Source organism: Bifidobacterium sp. ESL0819 (genome assembly GCF_052606245.1).
The window spans coordinates 1,240,285-1,254,601 of the sequence record NZ_CP199587.1 but is presented as its reverse complement, the minus strand read 5'-3'; the positions used below and the strand labels follow the sequence as shown (position 1 = coordinate 1,254,601).

The 14,317-nt window shown below is 60.6% G+C and carries 13 protein-coding genes; 2 read left to right on the top strand and 11 right to left on the bottom strand.

What is annotated here, in order from left to right; genetic code table 11:
• Positions 1-12: 12 nt before the first annotated feature.
• The 7 genes from mraY to mraZ form a co-directional block, all read right to left on the bottom strand.
• A complete protein-coding gene (gene mraY / locus ACUIAD_RS05220) occupies positions 13-1,116 on the bottom strand; it encodes a phospho-N-acetylmuramoyl-pentapeptide-transferase (RefSeq protein ID WP_110451878.1) in 1,104 nt (367 codons plus the stop codon).
• A 74-nt stretch (positions 1,117-1,190) separates the two neighbouring features.
• A complete protein-coding gene (locus ACUIAD_RS05215) occupies positions 1,191-2,717 on the bottom strand; it encodes a UDP-N-acetylmuramoyl-tripeptide--D-alanyl-D-alanine ligase (RefSeq protein WP_445342977.1) in 1,527 nt (508 codons plus the stop codon).
• A gap of 9 nt (positions 2,718-2,726) precedes the next feature.
• Entirely contained in the window at positions 2,727-3,608 is an 882-nt protein-coding gene (locus tag ACUIAD_RS05210; RefSeq protein WP_445342976.1) for a UDP-N-acetylmuramyl peptide synthase, read from the bottom strand.
• A gap of 46 nt (positions 3,609-3,654) precedes the next feature.
• Complete coding sequence (locus tag ACUIAD_RS05205; protein ID WP_445342975.1) at positions 3,655-5,436, bottom strand: peptidoglycan D,D-transpeptidase FtsI family protein; 1,782 nt, start codon at positions 5,434-5,436, stop codon at positions 3,655-3,657.
• Positions 5,433-5,924 (bottom strand): hypothetical protein, encoded by a 492-nt coding sequence (locus ACUIAD_RS05200; protein ID WP_110451875.1) that lies wholly within the window; start codon positions 5,922-5,924, stop codon positions 5,433-5,435. The genes ACUIAD_RS05205 and ACUIAD_RS05200 overlap by 4 nt, the downstream gene beginning before the upstream one ends.
• The gene (rsmH, locus tag ACUIAD_RS05195) at positions 5,921-7,012 is read right to left on the bottom strand and encodes a 16S rRNA (cytosine(1402)-N(4))-methyltransferase RsmH (protein ID WP_181414425.1); all 1,092 of its coding nucleotides are present in this window, start codon (positions 7,010-7,012) and stop codon (positions 5,921-5,923) included. Before rsmH ends, ACUIAD_RS05200 begins: the two co-directional genes overlap by 4 nt.
• Before the next feature lie 11 nt (positions 7,013-7,023).
• On the bottom strand, positions 7,024-7,506 hold the full coding sequence (gene mraZ, locus ACUIAD_RS05190) for a division/cell wall cluster transcriptional repressor MraZ (RefSeq protein WP_110451874.1): 483 nt from the start codon (positions 7,504-7,506) through the stop codon (positions 7,024-7,026).
• A 273-nt stretch (positions 7,507-7,779) separates the two neighbouring features.
• On the opposite strand from mraZ, the gene ACUIAD_RS05185 reads away from it, so the two are divergent.
• Positions 7,780-10,014 carry a HelD family protein gene (locus tag ACUIAD_RS05185; protein WP_445342974.1) on the top strand — a complete coding sequence of 745 codons (2,235 nt, stop codon included), beginning with the start codon at positions 7,780-7,782 and terminating at the stop codon, positions 10,012-10,014.
• A gap of 125 nt (positions 10,015-10,139) precedes the next feature.
• On the opposite strand, the gene nrdR is transcribed toward ACUIAD_RS05185, so the two are convergent.
• Positions 10,140-10,622, bottom strand: a complete 483-nt coding sequence (nrdR, locus tag ACUIAD_RS05180) for a transcriptional regulator NrdR (RefSeq protein ID WP_445342973.1) — start codon at positions 10,620-10,622, stop codon at positions 10,140-10,142.
• A gap of 156 nt (positions 10,623-10,778) precedes the next feature.
• Positions 10,779-11,060 carry a LysM peptidoglycan-binding domain-containing protein gene (locus ACUIAD_RS05175; protein ID WP_445342972.1) on the bottom strand — a complete coding sequence of 94 codons (282 nt, stop codon included), beginning with the start codon at positions 11,058-11,060 and terminating at the stop codon, positions 10,779-10,781.
• A gap of 406 nt (positions 11,061-11,466) precedes the next feature.
• On the opposite strand from ACUIAD_RS05175, the gene lexA reads away from it, so the two are divergent.
• On the top strand, positions 11,467-12,171 hold the full coding sequence (lexA, locus tag ACUIAD_RS05170) for a transcriptional repressor LexA (protein ID WP_375314993.1): 705 nt from the start codon (positions 11,467-11,469) through the stop codon (positions 12,169-12,171).
• 105 nt (positions 12,172-12,276) lie between these two features.
• Here the strand turns inward: lexA and ACUIAD_RS05165 are convergent, their stop codons facing one another.
• The gene (locus tag ACUIAD_RS05165; RefSeq protein WP_445342971.1) at positions 12,277-13,206 is read right to left on the bottom strand and encodes a cation diffusion facilitator family transporter; all 930 of its coding nucleotides are present in this window, start codon (positions 13,204-13,206) and stop codon (positions 12,277-12,279) included.
• A 72-nt stretch (positions 13,207-13,278) separates the two neighbouring features.
• Positions 13,279-14,241, bottom strand: a complete 963-nt coding sequence (locus tag ACUIAD_RS05160) for an L-lactate dehydrogenase (RefSeq protein WP_445342970.1) — start codon at positions 14,239-14,241, stop codon at positions 13,279-13,281.
• Positions 14,242-14,317 lie beyond the last annotated feature (76 nt).

Genomic DNA, 14,317 nt, shown 5'->3' with positions numbered 1-14,317 from the left:
AAATGGACGGAATCAGATGGTCAGCCCAGAGCGGACCACCCAGTCTGCATAGAAGCAGACCAAGGCCAGCAGGACGAAGATCAGGTCGATCATCCAGAACCGCACAACCACCTTGGACTCCTGCCAGCCCATCAGCTCGAAGTGGTGATGGATGGGCGCCATCTTGAAGACCCGCTTGTGGGTGAGCTTGAAATAGCCCACCTGGATGACGTCGGAAGCGGCCTCTGCCACAAAGAGCCCGCCGAGAATGACCGCCAGAAGCTCGGTATGGGTGGCGATGGACAGGGCTGCAAAGAGTCCGCCCAGAGCCAGGGATCCGGTGTCGCCCATAAATATGGAGGCCGGATTGGTGTTGTACCAGAGGAACCCAAAGCAGGCCACGGCCGCACAGCAGGCGATAATGGCCAGGTCCAGGGGATCGGAGACCGCGTAGGCGTGACCGGCATGGCCACCGCCCTTCAAGTGGTAGCTCTCCCAGAAGGCGATGACGGTGTATCCCACGAAGGCGATCATGGAAGAGCCCGAAGCCAGCCCGTCCAGGCCATCGGTCAGGTTGACGGCATTGCTCCAGGCCGTCATCAGCAGATTCACCCAGATGATGAAAAGCACCACGGACAGGATGCTGCCTGCCATTCGGAAGTCGATGATGGGCTGCTCCACAAAGGATATGCCCGCCTGAGCGCTGGGATAGCCGTTTTTGGTGGGCAGCTTCAGGGCCAGCACCGCATAGATGGTGGCCAGTATGAACTGGCCGACGAATTTGGCCCTGACCGACAGACCCAGATTCTGCTTCTTGCGCACCTTGGCGAAGTCGTCGATAAAGCCCAGGAAACCCATGGAGAGCATGGCGAACAGGACCAGCATAGCCGACAGGGACACGGACTCGCCCCGCGACAGGTAGCGGTAGAGCGCCGAGGCTGCCCAGCCCAGCAGGATGGCCAGGTTGATGACCACCCCGCCCATAGTCGGGGTGCCGCGCTTGACCAGGTGGGACTTGGGGCCGTCCTGGCGGATGTACTGGCCGTAGTGCAAGCGGTGGACCAGCCTTATCAGCAGCGGGGTTCCCGCCAGCGTCACCACCAGGGCGACCAGGATTCCGATGATGAGTGCAATCACAGTGTGTACTCCAACTCTTGGATTCCGTCCTTGAACGTTCGAACCCGCTGCGGGGATGCCTGTCGATACATGTCTCAGCCCTGCCACCGGTCGGCCAGATCGGACAGCCCAGACATATGCGAACCTTTCAGCAAAACAAGATTCTGCCGATCCGAATGCTTGGCGCACAGCTGACGAACCATCTGGTCGGCCTGGTCAGCATCGCGGGCAAAGAGGACACGCATGGACCCTGGCTGGCCATCGCTGGGATCAGACGTACCGCCTGCACCACGCACCAAGGCCTGGATCAGGCTGTTCATCTGCTGATCCGGGCAGCCCACCGCAATCAATGCATCAATACCTAAACGGCGGCAGTAGGCACCGATTTCCTGGTGCAGCTGCTCCCCCCGATCCCCCAGCTCGAGCATGACCCCAAGGACTGCGATCCGGTAGGCCGGGCCGTTGAACCCGCTCCAGGCAGCCAGAGCGTCCAGACCCGCCCGCATGGAATCGGGATTAGCATTGAAGGAATCATCAATCAGTCTGAAGACAGCATCCGGCAACCGGACCATCGATACAGCCATTCGATGCGGACTGATACGCCTCTGTCGACCCAGTTCATTGGCAATGCGCTCTGCATCCAGACCCAGGGCATGGGCTACCGTGGCGGCGGCCAGGGCGTTCATGACATTGTGCCGTCCCGGGATGCCCAATCGCAGCCGAACCGGTTGCTGACCGCGCAGTCGCAGCTCGAAGGCAGGCCTATCCAGGCTGTCGCTGTCCAGAAAACGAGCCGAACCGTCCAGGTCACGGTCCTGCCCGCCGTCTTCATCGGCCATGCCAAACCGTAAAACAGAGCCAGAGGCCAGATCAGCCATAGCAGCCACCCGGGAATCATCTGCATTGAGAACAGCGGTTCCGCCCGACACCAGACCTCGCACGATCTCGCTCTTGGCCTGGGCGATACGCTCAACAGAACCGAATTCGCCCAGATGGGCCACTCCCACTTTGAGAACCAGGGCTATGTTCGGAGGAACCATGCGGGTCAGGTCTGCAATCTCGCCCACATGGTTGGCGCCCATCTCCGCCACCAGGTAGCGGGTGTCCGGTCCGACCGCCAAGGCAGTCAGCGGAAGACCGATCTCATTGTTGAAGGATCCGACCGGCGCCACTACAGGACCCAAGAGTGCCAGCAGGGAGGACAGCAGATCCTTGGTCGTGGTCTTGCCGACAGACCCCGTGATGCCAATGACCGTGAAGGAGCCTGAAGCCTTACGCCGACAGTCCATGTTGGCCCGGGCCAGCAGCCCCAGGGCACCGACCGTATCATCCACAAGAATCTGCGGCAAATCAGCGCCCGGAACCAGGTGGTCCACCAGGGCCGCACGGCAGCCCTTGGCCCCCAGGCCGGGAACATAGTCATGACCGTCCACGTGCTCGCCCTTGATGGCCACGAAAAGACCATCGACCCCCGCCTGCCGTGAGTCGGTCACCACCCGCATACGCACGGATCCGAGATCGGGTTCGAGAGCAGGGCCGACCTCGACCAGCCGACCGTGCACATATCCAACGACCTCATCCAGGGTCATGGGCATGGATCCGGCCCCTACAGACTGACTCATCCTCACCTCTCAGGACATTTCCCGGGAGACGCGCAGGGCGCTCCTGATGTTGTTGCGTTTGACGCCAGCAGCCATAGTCATGGCGATGCACAGGGACAAATCGTCGCTCAGCGCATCAGCGGGCAGAGACTGACGAGCCAACCCGTCTGATTCCTCGTTGCGCCGGGCCACGATGGTGTGCCCGCCCAGGTTGAACCCGTAGCGGCGGGCCTTGGAGATCAGCCGCACGTGCCGCGCATCCCGAGTGGAGCCCTCCTGGGCTCCCAGGGCCACCACATCCAGGTCCACCCCCTGCAGAGCGTCCATGGCCAAGGTCTGATCCTCCACGGAAATGACCATGGCGGCCGCCCCATCCTCCAAAGCGATGGACAGACCGCGCTGCACATCGAACATGCTCAGGGGATATTCCAGATCCAGTCGTCGGTCCAGCGAGCACGAGCCCTTGGCGCTGAGCATACCGACAGGATTGCCCAGCACCTGCAGGAAGTCAGCCAAGAGGTCCACCTGGTCCTGTACCTGGGAACCTACCAAGGCGAACACAGCCAGAGCTCCCGAGGGATCGCCGGCGGCATTGGCTAGCAACTGGCCCATCTGCCAGGCGCGCATAGTGCCGAAGAGCAGAGGTATGCGTGCCCGTCCCACCTCTTGACGAGCCGAAGTCGGCAACAGGGCGGCATAGGCTCCACGACGCTCGGCCTCCTCGACCATGCCCTGATCCACCTGCTGGTCTGCAGGCACATAAAGGCTGCCGGGGCGCACTGAGGGCAGATCGTCCACCATTGAGGTCACTGTGACCGGTTCAGCAAAGTCCGGTACCAAGGTCAGTCCGTAGCGCCCCTTGAGCTGTCCCAAGGTCAACCGTCGGGAGATTGATTCATTCAGCGCGCTCATGCTGCAATCTCTCCTTCGTTCGGAAACGCCATGATGCCTGCCGGTATCACCATGTTACCGGGATAGCATCGGTTCTGGGGGAAGACGTGGGGACCTGGTATTTCTGCATAAGGAATTCACCGATCTGAGCGAAGATGGGACCTGCGGTGATGCCACCGTAAACCCCGGAGGCGCTTTGAGGGTTCTTCAGCACCACGGTGACCACAAAATGCGGATCGTCAGCGGGCAGTATGCCCACCCAGTCACTGACGATGCCGCCCAGGCCGCCGGAGCTATCGGCCACCTCGGCGGTGCCTGTCTTGGCTGCCACTCGATAGCCCTCCACCTTGACCATCTTCTCGTATTTCTCAGACACTGATTCCATCGCGTTCATGACCTCAGCGGCCACCTTCTCGTCCACGACTCTGACCGGATGTGCTTTGACCGCGCCCTGGCTGCGGACTATCGTCTGGTCGGAACGGACCCCCTTGTTGGCCAAAGTGGCGACGGCATTGGTCAACTGGACGGCGTTGGTGGCATAGCCCTGGCCGAACAGAATCGTGTTGCGGGTGCGGCGGTCCCATGTCTGAGGCGCGGTCAGCAACCCCTTGGACTCCCCAGGCAGACCCAAGGCTGAGACCTGTCCGATGCCGAAGCGGGTCAGGTAGTCGTAGCGCTTCTGGTCCGGATAGTTCTGGCCGGCCATGACCATGCCCACGTTGGAGGAATTCTGTATAATGCCGGCAAGTGTCCAATGCTCGGCCCCATGATCAAAGGAATCCTTGTACTGCTGGTTGTCCAGAGTGATATGGTCCGGCACCGTAAAGCGATCAGTCATGGAGTGCACCTGCTCCTGGAGCATGCCTGCAGCCGAGATGGTCTTGCCGACGGAGCCGGGCTCGAAGGTCTCCGCCACTGCCCGGGAGGAGTTGACCTTGGCCTGGTCGCTGCCCGCCTGGTAATCATCGGTGTCGGCCAGCGCCAGGATCTCGTTGGTGCGGGTGTCCTGAACCACCGCCAGGGCCCAGTCTGCATGATAGCGCTCGCAGCCTGACTTGAGGGCTTGACGGACGTACCAGAGCACGTCCTGATCGATGGTCAGGGTGACGTCCTTGCCGTTGACCGGATTGCGCTGACGGGTTACGGTTCCGGGAATCTCCTGACCCAGCATCCCCTGCTGATAGACCGTATAGCCGTCAGAGCCGGTCAGCCGCCGATTCTCCATCTGCTCAATCCCGGCTACCCCCTTGCCGCTGTCGTCGATGCCCCCGATCAGAGCTCCCATCAGATCAGCATGAGGGTAGGTGCGTTCGCTGCTCAGCTCGGCTGTAATGATCCCCTGCAACCCCAGCTTGTCGATGGCACGCTTGACCTCGGGAGTCACCCTCTTGGCTAGGACCACGTACCGTCCAGGGACGCTGAGCTTGCCACCCAGCTCCATGGCGTTCATTCCCAGAGCCGGTGCCAGGAGGCGGGCCACCCCGGCAGCACCGTCAGCGCCCACCGGATGTCCTTTGATGCTATGGCAGTTGTCGCCAGTGTGCTTGGTGCAGTTGACAGGCATAAAGGAGGCTGCCGCCTCGGGGTCGCCGACGATGTTGTATCGCTCCAGGCTCTGGGCCAGCACACGGCCGTTGACGTCCAGGATGCGGCCACGTTGGGCCTTGATGGCGTGGGGCACGGTGCGACCCGCAGCAGCGGCCTGTGCCATGGACCTTCCATCAAAGAGCTGGATGTAGGCCAGCTTGCCCAAGGCCAGCGAGGCCACCAGAACCAGGATCAGGCCCACAGAGAGCGAGCGCTTGCAGAAAGACAGGTGCCAGAAGCGCTTGGTTTCCTTACCGCTCATGGATTACCCGCCTTGCCCTGGGGGGTCTGAGGGGGCTTATAGCCCTGCAGATCAATGGAATTCAGACCTTGCTGGGGTTGCATGCCAAGCTGCTGGGCCTTGTCCGGCAGGGAGGCCTGAAGCTGGTCGAGCTTGTTCTGGTCGTCTTGGACGTCCTGAGTGAGATTGCTGATCTCATGCTGGACCCGAGTAGCCTCGAAGGAATCCTGGACCATCTGGGTGCGCAGCATCAGTGATCCGAACATGCAGGCGGCCAGGAAGACCACGGAGACCATGATGCGCAACAAGGGATTGCCGCGGGTCCGTGTCCAGCCGATCAGGCGCATGGCCCCCTCAGCTACTGGACCCCGTTCGGGATGACGGGCCTTGCCTGGCTTGCCTGTACCCTTGATCAGACTGAGCTCAGGCCTGGTGGGCAACTCTTGGATGCGTGGATGGCCCCTATCCGGAGAGGCCTTGGAACGGACTGAACGTGCTGGCATGGTCATGGCTGACGCCTCGATCCAAAACCATGGTCGACGTGACGATGATGTCGATCTGAGCTCTCCCCGTTGGCCTCGGCCTGAAGCCGACGACGACGCTCCTCAGGGATGGCTCCGATCCTCTCCACGGCTCGTAGACGCACTGAGGCGGAACGGGGGTTGCGTTCCCGTTCGGCAGAGTCGGCCTTGATGGCACCATGCGTCAGATCCGACAGATAAGGGCGGGCCTGATCCGGCACCACCGGCATGCCCGCCGGCAGGTCCACATGCAGCCCTGATGCCATGAAGCGCTTGACCATGCGGTCCTCCAGGGAGTGATAGGACTCCACGACCAGACGACCTCCCTGAGCCAGCCGCAGAACGGCCTGGGGCAGGGTGCGCCTCAAACGATCCAGCTCCCCGTTGACCTCGATGCGCAGGGCCTGGAAGACCCTCTTAGCAGGATTGCCTGGTGGACGGCGGCCACGAGGCACTGCCATATCGACCAGACGGTCAAGCTGCGCCGAGGTGGTCAGCGGCTGATCTCGTCTGGCCTCGACAATGGCCCGTGCGATGCGTCCTGCATAACGCTCCTCCCCGTACCGGGAGAAGATATCAGCCAAACGTTCCTGGTCGTATTCGGCCAGGATCTGGGCTGCTGTCAGCTCCTGGCCAGTGTCCATGCGCATGTCCAGCGGAGCATCCTGCCGGTAGGTGAAACCCCTGTCACGCTGGTCGATCTGCAAAGAGGATAGACCCAGATCCATAAAGACCAGATCCACCTGGCCCACACCCAGGGCATCCAATTGCTCATCCAGCTGGTCAAATGGGGCATGCACCGGTGTAAAACGGTCGGCCAGACCCTCATCGCGCATCCGGCCAGTAGCCAGATCCAGGGCCTGACGATCTCTGTCGATGCCAATAAGACGGGCCTCAGGACAGGATTTGAGGAAGGCGGTGGCATGCCCGGCCAGGCCTAGCGTGCAATCCACAGCCACGGCCCCCCTGTGCTCCAAGGCAGGTCTTGCCAGCGCCAGGCAGCGCTCCAGCAGAACTGGACGATGGACTATGCCCTTGTCCACAGCCTCCTGGTCGGGAGGATTGCGATCTTCCATGAGGGCCTCCATCAGCAATCCACCGCCGGAAGAACATCGTCGGCGATATCGGCGTAGCCCTGCTCCTTGCTCTCCAGGTAGGCGGACCAGGAATCCTGATCCCAGATCTCAGCACGGGTGCCCACGCCGATGACCGCCACAGGGCCGGTCAGCCGTGCATAGGAACGGAGCATGGGCGGGATCAGGATGCGGCCCTGCTTGTCAGGGACCTGGTCGACGGCACCGGACAGGAATACGCGCAGGTAGTCCCTGGCCGATTTGTCGCCCATGGAGGTGTGCTGGATGCGCACGGCCATTCGCTGAAATTCATCAGGGGGCAACAGACTGACACAGCGTTCCTGACCACGGGCCATGACCAGCCCCTGACCCAGCTGAGAACGGAACTTGGCCGGCAGAGCCAGGCGCCCCTTAGCATCCATCTTGGGAGTGTAGGTGCCCAGAAGCATAGGAGGCAGGGACGGCGAGGCAGCCTTTGCGTCGTATATATCGGTCATGCCTCACCTCCTTGCCTGTTGGTCACCTTGGGAGGCCTCATCAGGTTGCACCCCCTACGGAATGCTCCCCACTTTACCCCACTTACCCCCATCTATCACCACTTTAACGCCACTTCAGGCTCAAACCCGGCCATTCGCCTCGCCGAAGGATCCGCCTCGGCGTTTCGCCACCCGGCAAACAGAAGGTGACCAACGGTCCGCCAGGCCGGAAAAGTAGAGGACGAGCGGTATATTGGATCATCCGATTTTGAACATTGCACAGAACGGACGCACATGTCGAGCTATTCCTCACAGCTGCATGAAGAGCAGAGGGCGGTGGACAGGGCCTACGGCCGTCTAGACGAGCTGCGGACGCAGGCCAGAGCCAGACTGGACGCGGTTCGTGCCGCCGGCTCCCACGGATCCCCCACCCAGCGCACCGAGCGGGATTCCTTCGCCAACATGTACGAGGATCGACTCACCCAGCTGCGAGCCGTGGAGGACCGTCTGGTCTTCGGCCGACTGGATACGGTCCAGGGAAGTCGCCGATATATCGGGCGACTGGGCCTTCTGGACAGCAACCACGAACCCATCCTGACCGACTGGCGGGCCGAGGCCGCGCGCCCCTTCTACGAGGCCACCCCGGCAGACCACGGCGACATTGTCATGCGTCGGCACATCACCCTCAACTTCCGCCAGGTCGCCGGCATCGAGGATGAGGTTTTGGATATGTCGTCCCCAGAAGTGGACAGGGCAGCCCAAGGAGGGACCTTAGCCGGCGAGGGCGCGCTCATGGCTTCCCTGTCCAGCCGTCGCACCGGTCAGATGACCGACATCGTAGCCACCATTCAGGCCGAACAGGACCGGATCATCCGCTTCCCCATGACTCGTCCACTAGTAGTGCAGGGAGGACCGGGCACCGGCAAGACGGCTGTGGCCCTGCACCGGGCCGCCTATCTGCTCTACACCCATCGGCGCAGACTGGAGAGCTCAGGCGTGCTGATCGTAGGGCCCACCAACGCCTTCCTGCATTACATTGACCAGGTGCTGCCCTCCCTGGGCGAGACCGGAGTGCTCAGCCGAACCATGGGCGACCTCATTCCCGGCATCAGTACCGAACGCCGAGAGGACCCGCACGTGGCCCGACTCAAGGGAGACATCCGCATGGCCGAGGCCGTGGCCAACGCCGTCACCTCCCGGGAGCGGGTGCCTGCCTCCCTGCCCACGGTCAAGGTGGATGGAGTTGCCGTACCCATGCTGGCAGTCGACTTGGAGCAGGCCTTGGTCGATGCACGACGCAGCCACCAGCCCCACAACAAGGCCAGGAACACCTTCGTGCGCTCAGCGCTGAATGCCATGACTGCCCGCTATGCCGAGGGAGTGGACTATCAGCCCGGAACCGAGGAACTTGCCCGGGTCACCTCCCTGCTGCGGCTGAACGAGCAGGTGCGACGGACCCTCAACCTGGCCTGGCTGCCTATGAACCCCCGCTGGCTGGTCAACGACCTCTGGTCCAGGCCGGACCGCCTGCACCGGTTCGCTCCCTGGCTGAATGCGGAACAGATTGATTTGCTGACCCGACAGAATGGCGCCGAACTGACCGTATCTGACATCCCGATCCTGGATGAGGCCATGGAGCTGCTGGGCCCTGACCCCCGTCAGGCGGATCGCGACCAGGCCGAAAAGGCCCGTCGAGAAGAGGAACGCCGATTCGCCAGCGATACCTTGGCTCAGAACGGGATCGGAACAGGCATCGTGACCTCGCAGATGCTGCTGGATTCCATCAACGGCCAGGGTGAGAACCAGGCAGCCCTTCAGGCGGCTGCAGACCGTGAATGGGTATACGGGCACATCGTGGTTGACGAAGCTCAAGAACTGACGGCCATGGACTGGAGGATGCTGATCAGGCGCTGCCCCTCACGCTCCTTCACCATTGTCGGAGACGTGGCTCAGACGGCAGCTTTGGGCGGCACCCGGTCCTGGACATCCACCATGGATGCGCTCTTCGGCCCGGATGGATGGGACCTGCGGCAGCTGACCATCGACTATCGCAATCCTCGTCAGGTATCCAACCTGGCCTCCTCCTTCGCAGCCTCCGAGGGTCTTGAAGTTTCAACGCTCAAAGCCGTGCGCGATGTGGAAGGCTCAGTGGGCCACCTGCGTGCAGAGGATCGGGCGAATCTGCTGGACCAGTTGCCTGACCTAGTGGGCGAACTGGCAGAACGTCATCTGGGCGAGGACGGTACCGGACGCCTGGCGATCATCGTTCCCAGCTCCTTGAAAGCCAGGGTCAGCTCACGGCTGCACATCAATCAGGGGCAGAAGCATCAGATCATGGTCACAACCACCGGCCATACCAAGGGCCTGGAGTTTGATGCAGTGGTTCTTGTGGAGCCCGGGACCATCCAGAACGAAGCCCCCTCCAGGCTGAGCGCAGCGGCCGACCTCTATGTGGCCATGACGCGCGCCACTCAGGAATTAATAATCGCCCAAACCGCCGAGGATCAGAGGCTGCTGGATCTCAGTTGACAGGCGCAAGCCTTCGACATGCCTGCCGCTGCTCATTGATTGCCAAATAATCCGTACCCGTCACAGGCTGACCGAAGCTTTCGAGACCACTACAACCAGCACAGCTGATACTGAAATTACTCACTTCAGGGCTGTGCAGCAGCAGACTGGCTTTCAGCTGACTGGTCCTCGGCCCGCAAAGTATCGATGGCCTGCTGGAAGTCCTCTAGGTTGCTGAAGTTGCGGTAGACCGAAGCAAAGCGCAGATAGGCCACCTCATCCAGCTCTCTAAGGGGCTTCAGGATGGCCCTGCCGACCTCTTCCGAATCGACCTGGGCCAGGCCACGCGAACGCAGATCCTCTTCGACCTGCTGGCCTAGGAGCTTCAGGTCGTTCTCATCAATGGGCCTGCCTTGACAGGCCTTCCTAACGCCAGAGATGACCTTGTCGCGGTTGAAGGGCTCGGCATTGCCTGAACGTTTCATGACCAGGAGGATCGAGGTCTCCACCGTAGTGAACCGACGCGAGCATTGCGGACACTCACGACGGCGTCTAATGGCATGGCCGTCGTCGCTGATTCGCGTATCCACAACCTTGGTATCGGGATTCTGGCAGAAAGGACAGTGCATAGGCAACATCTTAACGCCAAAGGCCGCAAGACCCACGTATACCGGGCCTATGAGCTTATAAACCTGAACAAACTCCTCGAATTCAGCAAGCAGCTTTTTCCTAGCTACAAATTGTCGAAACCCCGTCGCAGACGCCCTGAATCGAAAATCGCCGCCTCAATCCTCACTTGGAATCAGAATCCGATCGCCCACGCGCAGATTGGGTGAGGACATATTGTTTATCTGCATGATGCGGTCAACGTTCTTGGTGACATCCTCGCCCTGAGGCGTGATCGAGGTCGCATAGGACCAGACATTATCGCCCGGTCGAACTGTTCTGGTGACGACCTCCTGCGGCCCGGGAGCGGAGGTGGCCGGTCGCGCCATCCATCCGATTCCAGCCAGGATCAGTGCCCCGGCAACCAGAAAAGCCCCGAATCTGCGTACGATGACACCCACAAAACCCTGCTCGGATACACAGGCTTTGACGGCTTTACGGAGATGAAGCATGACAGACGAAAATGCAGAACCAGCATAAGCTTTGCAGGCCGAGGACAGGTTCGACAGCGTAGACATGTGGGAACTAGCACAAGTATGAACAACCACGGCACACCCCTTTCGAACATTTGTTCTATCGAACAGATGTTCTTATTCTGGCACCTGAATCGTCATTTGGCAAGGCCGATTCGAACATTTGTTTGATTTTCTGCTTTAGTCGGGTTAGACTTGGTTCAGTTTTCAAGGAAAGGAGCCCATTGTGAGCACCATCCCCTTTGTCGGGTCCACGTCTATGAGCTCCGTCAGGCAGTCCACTTCTAGTAACGCCACCTCACAGGAAACCGCTGAGACCTCAACTAAGAGCGGCGTGGGAGAAAACGCGAGCGGCACCAAGAGTCTGAGCCAGGGGTCTAGACCCAAGCTGACCGATCGCCAGGCCAAGGTCTTGGAAGCCATCAAGCGTCACTTGTCAGAGCGTGGATTCCTGCCCTCCTACAGAGAGATCGGCAGAGATGCGGGATTGCGCAGCACTTCTTCCGTCAAGCACCAGCTTCAGGTGTTGCAGGATCTGGGCTACATCCGTCTGACTGCCAATAAGGGACGCGCCATAGAGCTGGTCCAGGATCAGCCTGAACCGGCAGCAGGAACCGCCAGGATCATGCCTTTCCCTGATACGCAGACCGACGAGGCCATCATGCAGTCGCGCGATGTGCCTCTAGTCGGCAGAATCGCAGCCGGCCAGCCTATCCTAGCCGAGCAGCACGTGGACGATGTCATGCGTCTGCCCGAACGACTGACCGGCTCCGGCGAACTCTTCATGCTTGAGGTCCATGGTGATTCCATGGTCGATGCCGCCATCTGCGACGGAGACTTTGTGGTGGTCCGCCGCCAACAGGAAGCTGAGAACGGCGATATCGTCGCAGCTTTGCTGGACGATGGGGCTACGGTGAAGACCTTCCGCCGCGAGGACGGACATGTTTGGCTGATCCCCCACAACCCGTCCTACTCCCCCATTGACGGCACCCATGCCGCAATCATGGGCAAGGTGGTCACCGTCCTGCGAAAGATCTGATGCCTGCAGCCTTGTATTCATACCGCAGATACTTGCATTCTTTCGTGGACCAAATCCTGGTGGATGAGTTTAGCGAAGCGCCTTTTTGAAAGAGCGCAGCGAGAGCTAGATGTCCAGATGCTCGCCGCTGCTGTCTCGGTGTCCCTGCGGTTCTATCTGAAAGGTCGTATGCTCGACTGAGACCGGAAAATGATCACGCAGACAACGCTGCATGCTGGTCAGAATACGCTCGTTCTCGACAGCCGACGTGCCTTGTCGCACAATCACATGCGCCGTCAGCTGCGGCAGGCCGGTGGAAACACTATTGGCATGCAGATCATGAACCTCAAGCACGCCAGGCACATCCTCCAGGTGCTTCCTGACCTTGGCCATATCAAGCTCCGCTGGAGTCTCCTCAAGAAGCACGGAGACGCTGCTGGACAGCAATTTAATCGCACGAGGAATCATCAGGAGAGCGATCAGTCCTCCCGCCACGGCGTCGAACCCGGACCAACCGGTGATCATCATTACCACAGCTGATATCAAGACAGCCACTGAGCCTAATGCGTCGTTGACCACTTCGAGAAAAGCGGCACGCATGTTCAAATTGTCCTTATGCCCTGATGCCAGAACCAGGATGGACCCCACATTAGCGGCTAGACCCAAGATGCCAAAGAAGAGCAGCAATCCCTGCTGATGAACCTGGTCGCGCCCAGGCGACCAGAGCCGCAAAACTGCCTCCACAATGGCGTAAATACCTACAGCCAGCAAAACCAGAGCACCGCCAGCCGCCGTGATGACCTCCAGACGGGACCAGCCCCAGGTGCGACGATCCGTGGGACGACGCTCCATCAACACAGCAGTGACCGTGGAGGCGATAAGCACAGCCATGTCGGTCATCATGTGTCCGGCGTCGACCAGCAAGGCCAGGCTGCGGGTGACCAAGGCGCCGACGACCTCAGCCACGAAGACCGATCCCGTCAGAGCCAAGGTCGTCAGCAACTGTCGACGATGGGCGGATCCCCCACCCTGGATGCTACCTTCATGACTACTCATGCATACCCCGATTCATCAGTAACCAAGGTATGCCACCAGGGGTCCAGAAGGCAAGAGTCTTCTGCGAAATACTCAGAAACCGAACTTGCTGACCGTCTCCTTGAGGGTCTCGGCGGAACGCTTCAGGGCTGCCAGCTCGCCATCACTCAGTGGTGTGTTGATGTGGGTGTTGACGCCGTCGCGGTTGAGCACGCTGGGCACCGACATGCACACGTCAGAGATCCCATGAAAATTCTCCAGCAGGGAGCTGACTGGCAGGATCCGGTCGGTGCCGTTGAGGATGGACTCGATGATATCCACGCCGGACATGGCGATGGCGAAGTTTGTCGCCCCCTTGCCCTCGATGATCTGATAGGCGGCGTTCTTCACCTCTTGATGTATCTCCTCGCGCTTTGCTGCGTCCAGAGGCTCGTGGCCGGGAAGCTCCATCCAGTCGCACATGGGCACTCCGCCGATGGTGGCCGAGCTCCAAAGCGGGACTTCGGAGTCGCCATGCTCGCCGGCGATGTAGGCATGAACGTTCTTGACGTTGACTCCGGTCTGCTGTCCGATCAGGTAGCGCAGGCGGGCGGAATCCAAGTTGGTTCCAGAACCGAACATCTGGTTGACCGGCAGTCCGGACAGTTCCAGCGATACCCTGGTAACGATGTCGACGGGGTTGGTGATCAGCAGGAAGATGGCGTTGGGAGCCACCTGCACCATCTGAGGGATGATGGACTTCATCATGTTGATGGTGGCACCGGCCAGATCGAGTCGAGTCTGCCCCGGCTTCTGCCTAGCCCCAGCAGTAATGACCACCATGTCGGCATCGGCGCAGATCTGCGGATCATCCGAACCGTCGATGGTGACTGTGGGATAGAAGCTGGATCCGTGTTGCATGTCGCGGACCTCGGCCTCAACACGCTGGGCGTTGATGTCCTCAAGGACGATCTCCCGAGCCACACCGCGCTGGGCCGCCGAAAAGGCCAGGGTCGACCCCACGGCTCCGGCTCCTACGATCGCTAGCTTGGTTGGCTTGATTGGTGATTCCGCCATAGTTTTATGGACCTCTCTTATCGGAACCCTGGAAACGGGTTTGCCGCTGACAACATAGGTAGTCTACCCAGCATAG